Below are 18,354 nucleotides of genomic sequence, written 5' to 3' on the forward strand. Positions count from 1 at the left end.
GGCCTACTCGGCCGCGGTCTCCTCGCCACCACCCTCGCCGCCGCCGCCGCCGCTGCCCTCGGCCTCACCCTCAGCAGCCGCGGGAGCCGCGCCCTTCATCTCCACGAGGGGTCCACGGCGCTCGCCGCCCCGGTCACCCCCGCGGCGGTCACCGCGATCACCCCGGTCGCCACGGCGCGGGCCCCGGCGATCGTCGCGGCGGTCACCGCGGTCGTCACGGCCCTCACGCTCCTCCTGCTCGTCGCGCTCAGCGGCGCCCGAGGCGCGGTAGCGCGCGCCACCCTCGAGGCACGCGTCGGCGATCTTCGAGGTGAACAGCTTGATGGAGCGGATGGCGTCGTCGTTGCCCGGGATGACGAAGTCGATGCCGTCCGGGTCGCAGTTGGTGTCCACCACGCCGATGACGGGGATACCCAGGCGGGTGGCCTCGTGGATGGCGATGTGCTCCTTCTTCGGGTCGATGACGAACACGCAGCGCGGCAGCTTCGTCATCTCCTTCACGCCGCCCAGGTTCTTCTCGAGCTTCTCGCGCTCACGCTCCAGCGAGGCGACTTCCTTCTTGGGCAGACGCTCGAAGGTGCCGTCCTCGGCCATCTTCTCCAGCGTCTTGAGGCGATCGATGCCCTGCTTGATGGTCTTGAAGTTCGTCAGGGTGCCGCCCAGCCAGCGGCTGGTGACGAAGAACTGACCAGCGCGGGCGGCCTCCTCGCGGATGACGTCCTGCGCCTGCTTCTTGGTGCCCACGAACAGCACGTGGCCGCCGCGCGAGGTGAGGTCCGCCACGAAGCGGAAGGCCTGGCGGGCCATGACCACGGTCTTCTGCAGGTCGATGATGTAGATGCCGTTACGGGCGCCGAAGATGTAGGGCTTCATCTTCGGGTTCCAGCGCTTGGTCTGGTGGCCGAAGTGAACGCCGGCCTCCAGCAGCTGCTTCATCGTGATGCCGCTTGCGGCGGCCATGGCCTGCGCCTGATTCTCCTGCTGCGTCTCCGACATGTTTGCTTCTCCGGTTGTGTCCGCCACGTCCGATGGAAACCCCGGCCGTTTGCTCCTGAAAGCAGAGCACCGGTTGCCGGCACGAACGTGTGAGTAGTGGGTGATGCTTCCTACCGCCCCGGGGAGGCCCCAGGGCGGGGGGGTCCTTAACAAAACCCCTCGGGAGTTCGCAAGCTTTCACCGTTGGCGGATGCAGCGTGCGCTCCGCCGAAGCCTGTCTCCCTGCTCAGCAGCCTCTTCCCGCTTCAGCTCGTGCCGGGTCTTCAAAGACCCAGCGCGGGAGCGCCAGTTCTTTCTGGGCTTGCTGAGAATTACTTACAGCGGCTCTGTTTGCTTTCAGTGATAACGGTAGAGCGAGGCGAGCGAGCAGCCTATCGCACGTCTCCCTCCTATGGAGATCCCTATGTTCGCCCATTGCATCCACAACAAAAGTTTCCGTTATCACCGAGGCGTGCTGTTGAGCGTGTCTGTCGCTGTCACGCTGTGGGCCCAGGCCCCCGCGCTGGCGATGCCGATCGCGGACACCGAGGCCCAGGAAAGCCTCGCTCCCAACGCACCACCGCCCGTGCTCGGCACCGTGCAGCCCGGCGAGATGCTGGTGTACTCGCCGAAGAAGAAGGTGAACCTGTCGACGCTGGTCCCTCTCGGCCCGCCAGAGGCGCTGGGCGGGCAGGTGCTCAAGGGTCACCCCTTGCTGTTTGGCCGGACCGACTTTGCAGAGGGCCCCATGCGGGGCGGCCTCTTCATGGCCACCCGAGGGCTGATCCGCGTCACTTTCCCGTTCACCGAGCACGCCACCATCATCGAGGGCTCGGTCACGCTCACGGACGAGCGAGGCCGGACGCACACCTTCAAGGAGGGCGACAGCTACTTCATCCGCCAGGGCTCGGTCATCCTCTGGGACGTGAAGGGCGCGTACGTCATCAAGAGCTTCTTCAACGTCACGGAGCCCACGACGCCTTGAGGAGGCTCGAAACCTGGCGCGAGCCCGGGGAAGCCTCAGGCGGAACCGGAGCTCACGCCAGGGGCTTGGCGGCGGGCGCTGAGCCTTCCTCGGCGGGCGGGGCGTCGATGGTCCGGATCGGACCGGTGAACCAGCGCCGAGCGGAGGCGTACCACCAGACCGTGATGGCCAGCAGCACGCCGCCCGCGAGGATCGGCGCGTAGTTCACGTCGTACCAGGTGAAGTTCTCGGTGAACGGCACCGCGGACGGCACGAATGGCAGGCAGAAGTAGACCGAGATGATGGCGATCTCCGCCACTGCCACCGTGCACATCCACTTGTAGTGCCGGCCCAGCGTCCAGGGCCCGGGCCTGAAGTTCTCCCCTGCCTTCAGGCGCAGGTAGATGGGGATGAGGAAGGCCAGGTACAGCCCGATCACCGCGATGGACACCACCGCGTAGAAGGCCACCGGGATGCCCGCCGGGCTCTTGTAGAGCGCGGGCAGGGTGATGAGCACGGCGACGATCGAGGACACGAGCACCGCGTTCACCGGCACGTGGGTCTTCGAGTTGACCTTGCTCCACAGCTGGCTGCCGGGCACGGCGCGATCGCGGCTGAAGGCGAACAGCATCCGCGAGGTGCTCGTCATGCAGGCGATGGCGCAGAAGACCTGGCCCACCGTGGAGATCAGCATGACCACCTTGAACATGGCGGCCGGCAGCGCCGAGGCGAAGACCGCGGTGACCTGCCCGGCCCCATAGCCGTTGGCCGGATCGTTGATGAACTTCGTGTCCTTGGCGACGAACAAGAAGGACAGGAGCAGGATCCACCCGCCGATCGCCGAGTAGAAGATCGACTGCCAGATGCCTCGGGCCGCCGTCAGGGCCGCGCCCTGCGTCTCCTCGGACAGGTGGGCAGAGGCGTCAAAGCCGGTGATGGTGTACTGCGTGAGCAGGAAGCCCAGCGGCAGCACGTACCACCAATAGGTGCTGTCGGAGAACCCGGAGTTGTTGATGCGCTCGGTGAAGACGAACGCGGGCGTCTGGTACTCCTTGGCGGTGAGCAGGACGACCAGCACGACCGCTGCCGAGCCGAACACGTGCCAGTAGGCGGAGATGTTGTTGACCACCGCCAGCAGGTGCGAGCTGAAGATGTTGAGCAGCGCCACCACCACCATGAGGGCGATGAACAGCGCGAACGTTTGGAGCAGCGCATCGCCGCCGAGCACTGAGCTCCACCCGGCGAAGAACAGGCCCAGGGTGATGCTCATGAAGCCGGCGCAGGCGTAGACCACCGAGGCGGTGACGGCCACGAGCCCAATCAGGTTGAGCCAACCGGTGTAGAAGCCAGCGCGAGCCCCTCCCAGCTTTGCCGCCCACCAGTAGATGCCACCGGCCGTGGGGAATGCCGAGACCAGCTCGGACATGCACAGGCCAATGACCATGATGAACGCGGAGATGAGCGGCCAGCCCCAGGAGATGGCAATGGGGCCGCCGTTGTTCCACGCCTGAGCGAAGGTGGTGAAGCACCCGGCCAGGATCGAGATGATCGAGAAGGAGATGGCGAAGTTGGAGAAGCCGGACCAGGTCCGGCGAAGCTCCTGCTTGTAGCCGAGCTCGGCCAGCCTTCGCTCATCATCACTGTGCGTCGGGGGGTGGGCATCAGCCACAGGAATCCTCCTCACGGCGAGCTGGCGGATCCGCTGCGTCTTCGGCGGACGCACGGTTATAGCGAGCGCTACCCCTCGGGTGGAAGGGCGACCCGGAACAGACTGCCCTGCCCTACCGCGCTCTCGACCTCGATCGTGCCGCCCAGCTGCTGGACAATCCCATGGCAGATGGAGAGGCCCAGCCCGGTGCCTTCGCCAATGGGCTTGGTGGTGAAGAACGGGTCGAACAGCCGCCGCTGGTTCTCCGGCGAGATGCCACAGCCCGTGTCCGAGATCTCCAGCAACGCCCAGCCATCCTCGCGCCTACGCGTGCGGACGACGATCCGGTGCTGGTCAGCCGCCCCCTGAGGCAGGGACTGGCCCGCGTTGAGCAGCAGGTTGAGGCACACCTGGCCGAGCTTCGACTCGTTGGCGAGCACCTGAGGAACCTCCTCCAGCTCCAAGACGACCCGAGCGCGGTGCTTCAGCTCATGGAGCGCGATGTTCAGCGAGTTCCTCACCACCGCGTGCAGGTCCACCGGTGCCAAGCGCTCGTCATCTCCGCGTGCGAAGAGCTTCAGCTCCTTGACGATCTTGTTGACCCGGCGCGCTCCCTCCAGGGCCTCCGCAGCGGCCTGGCTCAGCTCGGACACATCACAGCCCGCGGTCTTCGCGTCCCCATTCCACCGGGCCAGCTCCGCCAGCTCGGAGGACAGCTGCACCAGGTTCGCCGTGACGGAGGCCATGGGGTTGTTGATCTCATGGGCGATCCCCGTGGCCAGTGTGCCCACCGAGGCCAACCGGTCCGTCAACAGGAGGCGGGCCTGGAGCTGCCTGCGCTCGGAAATGTCCTGGGCGAGCACCACGGTGGACGGAAAACCGTTGAACTCGAGTGCCAGCTCGGTGAGCTCCACGAAGACAGCGGCGCCATCGGCTCGCAGGAGCCGCTGCTCCCGGGGCTTCGAAGGGCTCACCTCTTCCACTGGGGAGGGCGGGACCTCGGTCGCCGCGCGGTTATCGGGATAGAGCACCGCCGACCACTCTGTCCCGAGCACCCGTGAGGGCTCCGTGTAGCCCAGGAGGCGCATCCCCGCGGGGTTCACGTAGACCACCTGTCCCTGCTGACGGATGATCACCGCCTCCGGCGAGCGCTCGATCAAGGTGCGGAAGTTGCGCTCGAAGCGCTGCAGCAGCTCCAGCGTGAGCAGCTCGTTCTTGAGCCGGGCGGCCTCCTCTGCCCGCTTGAGCGCCACCTCGAGCTCCGAGTTCGTCCGGGTCAGCCGGGCCGAGAGCTGCTGGTTGACGTAGCTGAGCTTGACGAAGTCCGCGATGAGGATGGCTCCCGCGCAGAGCCCCAGATCGATGATCGCCAGCGAGAAGAGTCGTGGCGCCTGAAGCACATCCACATCGGTGAGCACGTCCACGATGCTGGTGACGACAAGGCAGAGGGTGGCACTGGCCACCACCAGGTCGGCCCCGCGTCTCCCGCGTCTCACGGTCCTCAGAGTGAGGGCCAGCACGTACAGCACGAGGCCGAAGAGGTAGAGGGCGAAGCCCTGGTAGAGCTTGGGCAGCCAGTGCGCCCGGCCCGCCGCGTACACGCCGAGCAGCACGAAAACGGCTCCGCCGCAAAAGACCCGGTGAAACCTCCGGAATCGGCTCGCGCGCCCCAGGCAGTACTGCTCGAAAAACTCCAGGAACGACCAGGCCAGTGCCACCACGGCCGTGACGATCGCCGCGTATGTAGCAGGCGAGGACACTCGGGCCACCTGGATCAGCCCCGCATGGATCGCCACATAGAAGGCCGCAGCCGCCACGAGGAAGAAGGTGGAGACTTGCAGCGCGCGATGGTCGCGATCGGCCTCCTGGCTCAGGAACGTCCCCAGGAGCACCAGCATGAAGACGAAGAGGACGAGCGCTCCGGCCTGGAAGAAGCGGCGGGTGTCGCTCGCGCGCACGTAGTACGGCATGAGCTGCTCGAAGGCGCCCAGGAAGATGCGGGCGTCGGCCACGCCATCATCTCCCTGCAGCTCCCACTCGAAGCGGAGGGCCAGCACGTTGGGCCCTGGCCGCACGTCTCGGCTGTCCACCCTCCAGGCCTCGAGCCCGTCGAGCTCTCCCTTCAGCCCCCTCATGCGCTCATCTGTCCGCCCCACCTCGTGCCCATTCAGGAAGAGCACGGCCTGGCCACTGCGCACGCCTCCCAAGGTGAATAGGAGCGGCTCGCCCTGGAGCACGGGAGGAAGCTCGAAGTGCCTTCGGACCCATGCCCGCGGCGCTCGAAACCCCTGAGCATGGTAGCCCCCAGGCAAGTGGATCTCCTTCCACGCCGAGTCATCGAGTGCTGGATCCTTCCAGTGGGGATCATCTCCCTCGTGGATCTTCCAGCTCCCGGCCAGGTTCACCACCTGGGACGAGAGGTGCTCGGGCAGGACATACGTGTCGATGAAGATCCAGCACGTGAGGTAGGGCGCGGCAATGGCGAGCAGGAGAAGGACACGGCGAAACCGTGCGTTCATGGAGAGGCCCCCCAGGTGAATGGTAGCCCGCTGACCTGGGTAGGTGTGTTGGAGCCCTGAAAAGCCACCGGCGCGGCCCTCGCTCCCGAAGGAGGAGAGACCGCGCCGGCTGGGACTGCTCAGCGTGAGCCTGGGCTAGACGTTCGCCTCGGCGGCGCCGTGGCACTTCTTGTACTTGCGCCCGCTGCCACAGGGGCACGGATCGTTGCGGCCCACCCGAGGCCCGTCGGCCTTGGCCGGAGCCTTGGGCGCCACGGAGGCCTCGTCCAGCTTGCCCTCCTCGGTCGCCCGGCCCTCGTGGGCCTGCTTCTGCCGCTGCGCCATCTGCCGCTGGATGCGGGCCGTCTCCTCGGCCGTGTTGGCGCGCGCCTGCACCCGCATCATCTGGCTGACGAACTGCGTCTTGATGGCCCCCAGCATCTGGATGAAGCCGTTGTAGCCTTCCTTCTTGTACTCCTGCTTCGGGTCCTTCTGGCCGTACCCGCGCAGGCCGATGCCCTGCCGCAGGTGGTCCATGGCCAGCAGGTGGTCCTTCCACAGCTGGTCGATGGTCGCCAAGTACCGGTACTGCAGGAAGCGCAGGAAGTCCTCGCCGAACTCCTGCTCGCGCTGGGTGATGACCTTCTCGGCTGCCTTGTAGACGTCGTTCTCGACCGTCTCGCGGTCGCCCGCGGCCTCGAAGCTGAGGTTCAGGTCGTAGACATCCTTCACATTGCGCTGGAGCGCCTCCAGGTCCCACGTGGCCGGGTTCTTCGTCGGCAGGTAGGTGTCCGTCAGCTGGACGATGGAGTCCTCCAGCGAGTCGAGCACCATCTCCTTGAAGTCGGCCCAGGACACGGTCTGCTCGCTGCGGATCTTCGCCTTGGTCTTCTTGTCCTCGTCGTACTCGATGAGCGGGATGCCGGCACCGGCGGCCAGCACCTGACGGCGCAGCTTGTAGATGGTGCGCCGCTGCTGGTTCATCACGTCGTCGTACTCGAGGAGGTTCTTGCGGATGTCGAAGTTGTGGCCTTCGACGCGCTTCTGGGCTCCCTCGATGGCGCGGCTGAGCCACGTGTGCTCGATGACCTCGCCCTCCTCCATGCCGAGGCGCTCCATCAAGCTCGTGATGCGCTCAGACCCGAAGATGCGCATCAGGTCATCCTCGAGCGACAGGAAGAAGCGGCTGCCACCCGGGTCACCCTGGCGGCCGGCGCGGCCACGCAGCTGGTTGTCGATGCGCCGCGACTCGTGGCGCTCGGTGCCCAGGATGAAGAGGCCGCCGATGTTCATCACCTCGGTGCGCTCGGCCTTGGTCTGCTCGGTGAACTTCGCCAGCGTCTCGTCGTGCAGCTTCTTCCATTCGGCGTGCTGCTGCTCGTAGGCCACCTTCGCCGCCTCGGCCTGCTCCGGCGTCTCGCCCTCCACGGGCTCGGGAGGCTGGGGCTCAGGGCCCACCGCGCCCTTGGTCATCACCTCCGCGTTGCCGCCCAGGAGGATGTCCGTACCGCGGCCGGCCATGTTGGTGGAGATGGTGACGGCGCCCTTGCGGCCCGCCTGCGCGACGATGTCCGCCTCGCGCTGGTGCTGCTTGGCGTTCAGCACGTTGTGCGGCACGCCCTCCTTCTTGAGGAAGTTGGACACCACCTCGCTCTTGGCGATGGAGACAGTGCCCACCAGCACCGGCTGCCCCTTCTTGTGCAGTTCCGCGATCTCCTTGGCCGCCGCCTCGAACTTCTCGCGCTCCGTCTTGTAGACCACGTCCTCCAGATCCTTGCGGACCATGGCGCGGTTGGTCGGGATGACGCGCACGTCCAGGTTGTAGATCTTCGCGAACTCCTCGGCCTCGGTGTCGGCCGTTCCCGTCATGCCCGACAGCTTCGAGTACATGCGGAAGTAGTTCTGGAACGAGATGGTCGCCAGCGTCTGGTTCTCGTTCTCGATCTTCACCTTCTCCTTGGCCTCGACGGCCTGGTGCAGACCGTCCGACCAGCGGCGCCCCGGCATCAAGCGGCCGGTGAACTCGTCGACGATCATCACCTCGCCGTCCTTCACCACGTAGTCCTTGTCGCGCTTGTACAGCGTGTGCGCGCGCAGGCCTTGCTCCACGTGGTGCAGCGTCTCGATCTCGCCCGGATCGTAGAGGTTGCCGACCCCCAGCCGCTGCTGCAGCTTCTCGATGCCATCGTCCGTGAGGGACACCGAGCGCGCCTTCTCGTCCAGGGTGTAGTCCTGGTCCGGCACCAGGCCCGGGATGACCTGGTCCACGCGGTAGTACTTGTCGGTGCTGTCCTCGGTGGGACCCGAGATGATGAGCGGCGTACGGGCCTCGTCGATGAGGATCGAGTCCACCTCGTCTACGATGGCGTAGTTCAGCTCGCGCTGGACGTAGTCCTGCAGACGGAACTTCATGTTGTCGCGCAGGTAGTCGAAGCCGAACTCATTGTTCTGGCCGTAGGTGATGTCCCGGCGGTACGCGTCCTGGCGCTGCTTGTCCGTCAGGTCATGCAGGATGCAGCCGGTGTTCATCCCCATGAAGCGGTAGATGCGGCCCATCCACTCGGAGTCGCGGCGGGCCAGGTAGTCGTTCACCGTCACCACGTGCACGCCACGCCCGGACAGCGCGTTGAGGTAGCTGGGCAGCGTCGCCGTCAGCGTCTTGCCCTCGCCCGTGCGCATCTCGGCGATGTTCCCCTCATGCAGGAACATGCCGCCGATGAGCTGCACGTCGTAGTGCCGCTGGCCGATCACCCGGCGTGCCGCCTCGCGCGTGAGCGCGAAGGCCTCGAAGAGCACGTCGTCCAGGGAGCGGCCGTTGGCCACCTCCTGCTTCAGGCGGGCAGTCGTGGTGGGGAAGTCCTCGTCCTTGAGCTCCCGCATCTTGCTTTCCAGCTCGTTGACGCGGGCAACCTTGTGACGGGCCTTCTTGAGCTCGCGCTCATTCTTCGTCCCGATGAGCTTCTTTAAAGTCCATTCGATCATGCGTTCAGTTCTCTCGCGCCGCGAGAATCCCCGAAGGGAGGCAGCGAGTGAAGGGAAATCCCTGGAGATGTAAGAGGGAACCTCGGGAAAACCACGCGCGCTCCCGAGGCATTCCTCTTGCCCGTCTGCCCTGCGCGCGGTCAGGACAGAGTAAAGCGGAACCGAGCCCACGCAATGCCCCGACACCGAAAACCCCAGAATCGTCGCCCCTCTGGCCCTCCAGGGCAGCGTCCGCCCCGCGCCCAGGGCCGCTCCCCCGAGCGGCCTGACAGCGCCTCGCCCGGACCTCGCATTCCACTCAGGGTGCGGATGCCCCCTACACCTCCACAGACCGTGGCCGCTCGTCCCGGGCGGTGGCTGTGGACGTGTCGCATCGGCTTCGAGCCCCACCTTTATGAGGAGCTGGCCTGGGCGGGGGCCGAGCCGCGGGTGCTGGGCGAGGCCCTCGTGGAGAGCGAGGGGAAGCAGGGGCTCGTTCTGGCCTTCGCGCGGCAGAGCTTCCGGGTGCTCGCCAGCTTCCCGGGGGCGGCTCCCGAGCTTGCGCCCGCGATGGCGCAGGCTGTCGCTGCACTGCCTGCTTCGGCGCCGATCGTGCTCCAGGCCTTTACGCCGGACACGCCTCGGGGAAATGCACTGGCCGCCGAGGCCGACGCCCTCCGGGAGACCGTGCGTGGGCTCCTCCCCGCCAACCGTCTGCTAGAGGACACGGACCGGGCCCGGGAGACGGGAGCACAGCTGGTCTCCCTCTGTGTGGCGCCGGGCGCCGTGACGGTGGGCGTTGTGCCCGCCCGTGAGGCCCTGTCGCTGGCCCCCGGCGGCCGCCGGCGAATGAAGCGCGCGGGCGAGTCCCCCTCCCGGGCAGCGATGAAGCTCGAGGAGGCACTCGATGGGCTGCCCTTCGAGCCGGGCCGAGGAGACGTCTGCGTGGACCTCGGCGCCGCTCCGGGCGGATGGACGCAGCGGCTGGTGTCGCGCGGAGCCAAGGTCATCGCGGTGGATCCAGCGCGGCTCATGCCCGAGCTGGCCTCGAATCCTCGCGTACGGCACGTACAGGAGAGCGCCTTCGCCTTCGCCCCCGAGGAGCCCGTGGACTGGCTCTTCTGCGACATGGCGTGGCGCCCGCTGGAGGTGGCGCAGCTGCTGGCCAAGTGGGGGCGGCGCGGATGGGCCTCTCACCTGGTGGCCAACATCAAGCTGCCCATGAACGACAAGAACCCCATCCTCCTGCGCGTGCGCCACACGCTCACCGAGGACGGCGGCTGGAAGGGGCTGACCGTCCGCCAGCTCTACCATGATCGGGATGAGGTGACGGTGACGGCCCACCGCCGCTGAGCAGGCCAGGAATCTGCGCGGCCGAGGGCTCCGCGCTACAAGAGCGGAGATGCCCTACTCCGTCGACGACGCTACCGCCACCGCGCTCATCGCCCTGCACCCCTGGGCGGTCGCCCGCAGTCCCCAGCCCGTCCAGCTTGCCGTGGAGACCCTGCTCGAGGCCGAGCGCGCTCGCCGGGGCCAGCCGGACAAGCTGGGCGCCATTCCCGCGCTCGCGCTCACCCAGGGCAGCCTCCTGAAAGAGGAGTTCGACCTGTCCACCCACGCCCATCACGACGGCTGGCGCGTGGGTGCCGTCATCGCGGACGTGCAGGGCATGATCACCATCAACGCGCGCTTCGGCTTCGGCGTGGGAGACGCCGTGCTCAAGGCCACGGTGGACTCACTGGCCGCGCAATACCCGGGAGCCAAGGTGGTGCGCATCCACCCGGACGCGTTCGCCGCGCTGCTCACCCCCACCTCTCAGCTCACTGCCCAGGAGGGACAGCGGGAGGCCACGCGCACGCGGCTCTCGGAGGATGTGGCGAAGGTGCTCCCTGCGGGCACGCCGACGCAGGACATGCCTCGGCACACGGTGTCCGTCATGGAGCTCACCGTGGACCAACCTTCCCACTGGCAGGTGCTGGGGCCGCTGCTGTGGGCCGAGTTGGAGCGGGCCCACGTGATGGAGCGGCAAGGGAGGACCGAGGACGAGGTGCAACGGAGGCGCATCCGCCTCGACGGCTTCGTCCCCGGACCGCCTACTCCGAGAGGATGAACTTCCGAGGGTTCTGCGGGATGCCGTTCACGCGCACCTCATAGTGGAGGTGCGGTCCCGTCGAGCGGCCCGTGTTGCCCACCGCCGCGATCAGCGCACCGCGCTTCACCCGGTCACCGGCCTTCACCAGGATCTTCGACAGGTGGCCGTAGCGCGTCTTGATGCCATAGCCGTGGTCGATGACGATCACGTTGCCGTAGCCGCCCTCGAGCCCCGCGAACACCACCGTGCCGTCCGACGGCGAGAACACTTCCTTGCCATGCGGCGCCGCGATGTCGAGGCCCTGGTGCATGATCCGGTCCGCCGTGTACGGGTCCAGCCGCTGGCCGAAGTCGCTCGTCACCCAGCCGCGCGCGGGCCAGATGGAGGGCGTGGACGCCAGCAGCGACCGCTGATCCTGGAAGTACGCCTGCAGTTCCTGGAGGCTCTGCTCCTGGCGCGTGGCCTCCGCCGACAGCTTGTCCAGCCGGCCCATGAGGGCCTCGGGCTTGTCGTTGGTCGTCAGCTGGGTGAACTGCGTGTCCGTGGTAGGCGAGGTGGTGCCGGGCTCCGGCTCCGTGGGGCCCATGGCCAGGTTGCGCTGAGGATCCGACAACATCGTCACCGCGCGCAGCTTCTGGTCGAAGCGCTCCACCCGGTCCAGCGTGGAGCCAATGTGCTCGATACGCTCGCGCACCGACTTCAGCTGGGTGCGCAGGGTGAGGTTCTCGTCCCGAAGGATGCGGTTCTCGGCGGCGTCCTTCGCCACCTGGAAGTAGTGGACCGTCGCCCCCGTCGCCACGCTTGCCACCAGCGCCACTCCCACCGCCAGCTGGACGATGAGGGACTTCTGGATGTGGTAGCGCTTGACCGGTGCATTGTGGTCCGAGACCACCATGACGGTGTAGGTCTTATTCGCCACGCAACAGCTCCCGCTTGCATTGGGTGTGCACCACGGCGCGCAAACTTTAGTGCCTCAGCTTCCGCGCCACACCTGCCCCAGCAGCCTGACCCGCCCTGTCCATCAGTCTGCGGCATTTCGCCGAAACTGGAACAGTTTGCGCAGCTATCATCCGTATTTCCAAGGTGTCAAGGCGAAGAGAGCCCGTACGCCTGGATGGTGCTGTTGCCGTGGAATGATCCGTCAGCCCTGGATCTGCACGACGATGACGGTGATGTTGTCGTCCCCGCCCCGCTCGTTGGCCATGTCGATGAGCCGCTTCGGCATGTCCTGGAGGTTGGGCGTGCCGTTGACGAGCTCGTGGATCTCGCGGTCCTCGAGCATGTTGGCCAAGCCGTCCGAACAAAGCAGGTAGACGTCGCCGGGCTCGGCCAGGACGCCCATGACGTCCACCTGGACTTCCTCTTCGAAGCCCACGGAGCGGGTGATGATGTTCTTGTACCGGGAGTGCTTGGCCTCCTCGGGCGTGATCATCCCCGCCTTGATCTGCTCGTTGACGAGCGAGTGGTCCTCGCTGATCTGCTGAATCAGCTCTCCCCGGATCAGATAGGCGCGGCTGTCGCCGACGTGGGCGAAGAAGGCCTGATCGTCCCTCACCACCAGGGAGATGACGGTGGTGCCCATGCCGGACAGGCGTGGGTCCTCCTGGGCGGCGGTGTAGATGGCCAGACAGGCCCGCTCCACGGCGCCGCGAATGGCCTCGGGGATGAGGGCCTCCTGGAGGTTGGGGACGGTGATGAACGGGTTGTCCCGAGTCTCACGCGCCTTGCGCAGTTCCTTGTCGATGGTCTCGACGGCGATCCGGGAGGCAGTGCCTCCGCCGGCATGGCCACCCATGCCATCCGCCACGACGTAGAGCTGCAGCTCGTCGTCGATGAGGAAGCTGTCCTCGTTGTGGTTGCGCTTCCGACCGACGTCGGTCTGACCAGCCGAGACGACCTTCAGCCGCGGTGCCGCGCTCTGTCCTGCGGTTTTGGACACGGTAGGGATGCTATGTGACGACTTGGAGCGGGGCAAGGATGCGAATGCTCGTGGCGTCTTCAAGCGCTCTGTCGAAGGCGCCCCCGGGCCCCTCCCCCAGGCGTCGGCTCACGCCGGGGCCGGGGGGGAGCCCCCAAGGCGCGGTGCGCCGAACGAACCAGGGCCTCGGCCGCCCCCAGTGCCTCCCGAGTCACCTCGACCCCGGAGAGCATTCGGGCCAGCTCATGCGTCCGCTCGGCCCCCGCCGCCAGGGGAACCACCTCGGAGACGGTGCGCTCGCCCTTGAGCCCCTTGCGGATGAGCAGGTGGGCGTCCGCGTAGGCAGCCACCTGAGGCAGGTGGGTGATGCACAGGACCTGGCGGTGCCCGGAGACCTCCTTGATCATCCGTCCCACGACATCCGCGATGGCCCCGCTCACCCCCGAGTCTGCTTCGTCCAGCACGTAACACCCGCACCCGTCGCTGCCCGCCAGGGCTCGCTTGAGGGCCAGCAGGAGCCGGCTCGCCTCGCCTCCCGAGGCCACCTTGGCCAGAGGCCGGGGCGGCTCGCCCGGGTTGGCGCTGAAGAAGAACTCCACCTCGTCCAGGCCCTCGGGCCGGAGGGTGGTGCCCTGCGTCACCCTCACCTCGAAGGCCGCCTTGCCCAGGGCCAGGCCCGCCAGCCCCTCCCGCACTTGGAGGGAGAACCGACCCGCACAGGCAGCGCGGGCGCGCGACAGGCCTGTAGCACTCTCTCTCGCACGGGCCTCTGCCGCCTGCTTCTCCTTGGCGAGCCCCTCGAGGATCTCCTGGCGGTTCTCCAGGGTGGACAGCTCCGCCTCCAGCTCGCCGCGCTTCTGGAGCACACCTTCGAGGGCCGCGCCGTGCTTGCGGCACAGGCGCTTGATGGCGTCCAAGCGCTCCTCCACCTCGCCCAGCCGGGAGGGATCCGACTCCAACCCCTCGGCGTAGCGGCTCAGCTTGCGCTGGGCCTCCTCCAGCTCCGCCATGGCAGTGCCCATGGACTGAACCAGGGGCCCGAGTGTCGCGTCACACCGCAGTGCGTCGTTCAAGAGCCCCAGCGCCCGCCCCACCGTCTCCAGGGCCGAGCTCTCGTCACCCGAGACGAGCAGCTCGGCCTCGGCGGCCTGGCGCTTGAGCTTTTCCGCTCCGGCCAGCCGGCGCCGCTCCACGTCCAGCTTGGCGTCCTCGCCCGGAGCGGGATCCAGGCGGTTGATCTCATCCAGTTGGAAGCGCAGGAACTCGGCGCGCTCGCGCACGCGGGCCTCGTCGCCGCCCAGCGACTCCATCTTCGCCTCCAGCTCGCGCACGGCGGCGAAGTGCTGGCCATAGGCCTCGAGCGCCTCGGAGAGGTTCCCGTACCGATCCAGCAGCGTGCGGTGCAGGCTGGAGTCGAACAGGCTCACGTGCTCGTGCTGGCCGGCAATGTCCACCAGCCCCCGGGTGAGCCGGCCGAGAATCCCCACCGTCACCAGCGAGCCGTTCACATAGGCCTTGGCGCGGCCGTTGCGCCCCACCACGCGGCGCACCAGCACTTCCTCGCCCAGGTCCGGCAACCCCAGCTCTTCCAGACGCTCGGCCACCACCGGAGTGCGCGCGAAGATGCCCTCCACGGAGGCCTCGTCGCGGCCCGCGCGGATGACGTCCGCGTCCGCCCGGCCGCCCAGCAGCAGCCCCAGTGCATCCACGAGGATGGACTTGCCCGCTCCCGTCTCACCGGTGAGCACGGTCAATCCGGCCCCGAACCCAACCTCCACCTCTTCAATCACCGCCACGTTCGAAATCCGAAGTCCCAGCAGCACACGCCCTCCGATATCTGCTTTGGCGCCCAGGCACTGAACACCCTAGCAGGTAACGAAGGCACTGCACAGACGTTCCGTACAGTCGCCTGCACGGTTGCGGAGGTGGGAGAGAAGACGACGGGCCGTCACTCTCCGGTGAACAGATCCTGAATGTCCTGTTCCGTCAGGGACTTACCAAAGTCTCCATCCCCGCCGAGCACCCCAGCGGCCAGGTCCTTCTTCCGCTTCTGGAGTGAGAGGATCTTCTCCTCCACCGTGCCCCGGGTAATGAGCTTGTAGCTGATGACGGCCCGGGTCTGGCCAATGCGGTGGGTGCGGTCCGTGGCCTGGTCCTCCACCGCCGGGTTCCACCAGGGATCGTAGTGGATGACGTAGTCAGCGGCCGTGAGGTTGAGTCCAGTGCCGCCCGCCTTGAGGCTGATGAAGAACAGCGGCGGGCCGTCCGGGCGGTTGAAGTCGTCCACCTTGGCCATGCGGTCCTTGGTGCGGCCGTCCAGATAGAGGTACTGCAGGCCCCGCTTGTCGGCCTCGCTCTTGAGCAGCTCCAGCATCTCCGTGAACTGGCTGAAGACGAGCGCGCGGTGGCCCTCGGCCACGAGGTCGTCCACGAGCTGGCCGAAGCGCTCCAGCTTGGCGCTGGAGGGCAACAGCGTGTTGGGCGGCAGCTTGAGCAGGCGCGGATCACAGCACACCTGCCGCAGCCGCATCAGCGCGGCGAGGATGGACACGCGGCTGCGCTTGAAGCCCACCTTCTCGATGCTCTCGCTCACCTTGCGGCGGCTCTCCTCGAGCACCTCGCGGTAGAGCGCGGCCTGGCCCGGCTCCATCTCGCACCACGCGACGCTCTCCGTCTTCGGAGGCAGATCGCTGGCCACCTCTGTCTTCAGGCGGCGCAAGATGAAGGGCTGGATGCGGCGGCGCAGGCGGTCCCTCACGCCGATGTCATTGGCCACCTGGATCGGCTGCTCGTAGCGGTCGCTGAAGCCCTCCGCGCTGCCGAGGAAGCCCGGCATCAGGAAGTCGAAGAGGCTCCACAGCTCGCTCAGGCGGTTCTCCAGCGGCGTGCCCGTGAGCGCCAAGCGGGTCTCGCTGGGCAGCGACTTGCAGGCCTGCGCCGTGGCGCTGTCCGCGTTCTTGATGTTCTGCGCCTCGTCGAGGATGACGTAACGGAAGCCGACCTCGGAGAGCTGTTCCAGGTCCCGGCGAACCAGCGCATAGGAGGTGAGCACGAGGTCCACGTCCTTGAGGTCCTCGGTGCGCTCCTTGCGGTCCTGGCCGTGCCACACCATCGTCTTCAGCTTCGGGGTGAAGCGCTCGGCCTCGCGCTCCCAGTTGGCGAGCACGCTGGTGGGAGCCACCACGAGCGACGGCTTGCGGCCCTCCTCGTTGTTCACCTTCTGCAGCAGGCTCAGGGACTGGATCGTCTTCCCGAGACCCATGTCGTCCGCGAGGATGCCGGACAGGCCGTGCCTGTGCAGGAACCAGAGCCACGCGAGCCCCGCCTCCTGATAGTGGCGCAGCGTGGCCTGGAGCCCCTCGGGGACGGCGACCTTGGGCACGCCGTTGGTGTCGCGCAGCTCCAGCATGGCCTGGCGCGCCTTGGCCTCCACCTCGGTGAACTCGCCCAGGTCCGCGAGCAAGTCGAGCGCCACGGCCTGGTGCAGCGGCAGCCGCGTGCGCGTGCGGCCCGGCATGGCGCCCACTTCCTCGAGGATGTCCGCCACGCGCTTGAGCTCGGCGGGATCCGCCTCCGCGAAGGTGCCGTCCTTGAGCGGCACGAAGCGCCGGCCGGACTCCAGCCACATGCGCACGGCGCCCAGGTCCACCGCCTGATCATCGGTGACGAACTCGGCGTCGAGATCGAACCAGTTCACCCCGCTCATGCCCACGCGGATGCGCGGCTTGAGCTTGGGCCGCAGGCGCACCTTGGGGGCCTGCACGCCGAAGCGCTCCCAGCTCTCCGGCAGCGAGCCGAGCCCGCGCGCCCAGAACTCCAGCGCCACGTCCCCGCTGGCCTCGTAGCCATGGCTCTGCCCGTCGTAGCGCAGGCCCATCTCCGTGAGCAGCTTGCCGGCGGCGCGCTCCAGCTCCTCGCGGCGGCGGTAGAGCTTGCGGCTCTCGTTGCCCACACCGCTGGCGTAGCCCAGGTGCGTCGCCGAGGGCGACACCGGCACCGTCGTCTGTCCGTAGCGCGCGGCGAGCAGCACCTTCACGCGGTCCGCGTTGCCCTCCAGCGTGAGGACGAAGTGCGGCTCCACGGACTCGTCCACGTCCAGGTTGTCCGCCTTGAGCACCATGCGGAAGCGCGGCAGGTGCGCGGCGAAGAACGTCAGCACCCGGTCCAGCTGCGCCGCCGGGAAGGACATGGTGGGCTCCAGCAGCCACTTGCGCAGCAGCCGGGGCGGGAAGTCCGGCTCCACCGGGTACAGGTTCTGCGCCTGGATGGCCCAGGTGCGGCGCCCCGCGAGCAGGATGACGTCCTTGAGCGGCACGCCCACCCCATCCGGGAAGAGCAGCTCGATGCGAGCGGTGGCTCCGTCCGGGCGGGACTCCAGGTGGATCTGCGGGCGCACGGGCACGTCCGAGAAGATCAGCTGCGTGCCCCGGTAGATGATGCGGCGCTGGCGCAGCAGATCCAGCAGCTCCGAGAGATCCTCATCGGAGACCACGATGCGCGAGTCGTACCGGTGCTCGTGCCGGGCGAGCACGAGGAACACGCGCTCGTCCGAGGGGGCGATGCGCGTGCCTGCCTGGAGCAAGCGCTTCACGTGCACGGGGCCCTTCATCTGGGCGTCCTGGCGGCGCACATCCAGCACCCAGTGCCGGCCACCCGGGCCCGTGTTGGCGGGCGTCAACCGGTAGAGGAACTCGTAGTCCGGCTGCGAGGAAAGCCCCAGCCAGCTCTCCACCTTCGCCAGCGCCGGCAGGTTCACCGCATCAACGCCGGGCGGGAGCTCCGGGACGGGGACCTCCTCCTCGTCGGCCACACTGTCCGCCTCGGCTTCTTCCTCCGGGCGCGGAGCAGCGACGGCGGGAGGAGCGGCGGGCGCGGGCGCGGCCTTCTGCGCGGCGGCCTTGTCCGGAGGCGGGGGCGGGCGGAAGCGAGCGGCGTAGATGAGCGCCGCGGCTACCACGTGCTTGCAGTGGGGCCCATAGGTATTCCAGGACGGGCAGGAGCACTTGGAGGTGACCTTGCCGTCCTTGGGCTCCAGCGCCACCTCGTAGCGCTCGCCGGAGGAGCCAGCCACTTGGGCGAAGATGCGGTCGCCCTGGCGCTGAAGTCCAAAGACGCGGCGCGTCTCGGCGCACTCACGGCCCTTCTTGAAGGTTGTGGGCTGTACCTCGGCCCTCAGGGCGCGCAGCCACTGGCCGTCCTGCGGTGGAAGAGTCTCTCGGGTGTCGACGGTCGATTGCACAGGTCGCAAAGGCCCCAGATCGGGGGAATCCCCCCGTGTACCACAGAGATGGCTGGCTG

Annotated in this window: 11 protein-coding genes; 3 read left to right on the plus strand and 8 right to left on the minus strand. The window is 67.6% G+C overall.

Annotated features, from left to right (window positions below):
• Window positions 1-3: 3 nt before the first annotated feature.
• A complete protein-coding gene (gene rpsB / locus DB31_RS03205; protein ID WP_052419698.1) occupies window positions 4-960 on the minus strand; it encodes a 30S ribosomal protein S2 in 957 nt (318 codons plus the stop codon).
• 499 nt (window positions 961-1,459) lie between these two features.
• Here rpsB and DB31_RS03210 point away from each other — a divergent pair, with 499 nt between their 5' ends.
• The gene (locus DB31_RS03210; RefSeq protein ID WP_240486494.1) at window positions 1,460-1,960 is read left to right on the plus strand and encodes a cupin domain-containing protein; all 501 of its coding nucleotides are present in this window, start codon (window positions 1,460-1,462) and stop codon (window positions 1,958-1,960) included.
• A 52-nt stretch (window positions 1,961-2,012) separates the two neighbouring features.
• On the opposite strand, the gene DB31_RS03215 is transcribed toward DB31_RS03210, so the two are convergent.
• From DB31_RS03215 to secA, 3 genes are all read right to left on the minus strand, one after another.
• Complete coding sequence (locus DB31_RS03215; protein ID WP_044181713.1) at window positions 2,013-3,608, minus strand: amino acid permease; 1,596 nt, start codon at window positions 3,606-3,608, stop codon at window positions 2,013-2,015.
• 68 nt (window positions 3,609-3,676) lie between these two features.
• Window positions 3,677-6,106: an ATP-binding protein gene (locus DB31_RS44455; protein ID WP_052419673.1), complete on the minus strand. Its 2,430-nt coding sequence runs from the start codon at window positions 6,104-6,106 to the stop codon at window positions 3,677-3,679.
• 135 nt (window positions 6,107-6,241) lie between these two features.
• The gene (gene secA / locus DB31_RS03225) at window positions 6,242-9,067 is read right to left on the minus strand and encodes a preprotein translocase subunit SecA (RefSeq protein WP_044181716.1); all 2,826 of its coding nucleotides are present in this window, start codon (window positions 9,065-9,067) and stop codon (window positions 6,242-6,244) included.
• 333 nt (window positions 9,068-9,400) lie between these two features.
• Between secA and rlmM the strand changes: the two genes are divergently transcribed.
• Window positions 9,401-10,399: a 23S rRNA (cytidine(2498)-2'-O)-methyltransferase RlmM gene (gene rlmM, locus DB31_RS03230; RefSeq protein ID WP_240486495.1), complete on the plus strand. Its 999-nt coding sequence runs from the start codon at window positions 9,401-9,403 to the stop codon at window positions 10,397-10,399.
• A 49-nt stretch (window positions 10,400-10,448) separates the two neighbouring features.
• On the plus strand, window positions 10,449-11,156 hold the full coding sequence (locus tag DB31_RS03235; RefSeq protein WP_044181720.1) for a diguanylate cyclase domain-containing protein: 708 nt from the start codon (window positions 10,449-10,451) through the stop codon (window positions 11,154-11,156).
• Here the strand turns inward: DB31_RS03235 and DB31_RS03240 are convergent.
• The 4 genes from DB31_RS03240 to DB31_RS03255 all read right to left on the minus strand — a co-directional run bounded on the left by DB31_RS03240 (window position 11,140) and on the right by DB31_RS03255 (window position 18,304).
• Window positions 11,140-12,057, minus strand: a complete 918-nt coding sequence (locus tag DB31_RS03240) for a M23 family metallopeptidase (protein ID WP_044181722.1) — start codon at window positions 12,055-12,057, stop codon at window positions 11,140-11,142. The genes DB31_RS03235 and DB31_RS03240 overlap by 17 nt on opposite strands.
• 222 nt (window positions 12,058-12,279) lie before the next feature.
• Window positions 12,280-13,077, minus strand: a complete 798-nt coding sequence (locus DB31_RS03245) for a Stp1/IreP family PP2C-type Ser/Thr phosphatase (protein WP_044181723.1) — start codon at window positions 13,075-13,077, stop codon at window positions 12,280-12,282.
• Window positions 13,078-13,136: 59 nt separating this feature from the next.
• A complete protein-coding gene (gene recN / locus DB31_RS03250) occupies window positions 13,137-14,879 on the minus strand; it encodes a DNA repair protein RecN (RefSeq protein WP_044181726.1) in 1,743 nt (580 codons plus the stop codon).
• Window positions 14,880-15,004: 125 nt separating this feature from the next.
• A complete protein-coding gene (locus DB31_RS03255; protein WP_420806661.1) occupies window positions 15,005-18,304 on the minus strand; it encodes a DEAD/DEAH box helicase in 3,300 nt (1,099 codons plus the stop codon).
• Between the last annotated feature and the right edge of the window lie 50 nt (window positions 18,305-18,354).

The organism is Hyalangium minutum (assembly GCF_000737315.1).
GTDB lineage: Bacteria > Myxococcota > Myxococcia > Myxococcales > Myxococcaceae > Hyalangium > Hyalangium minutum.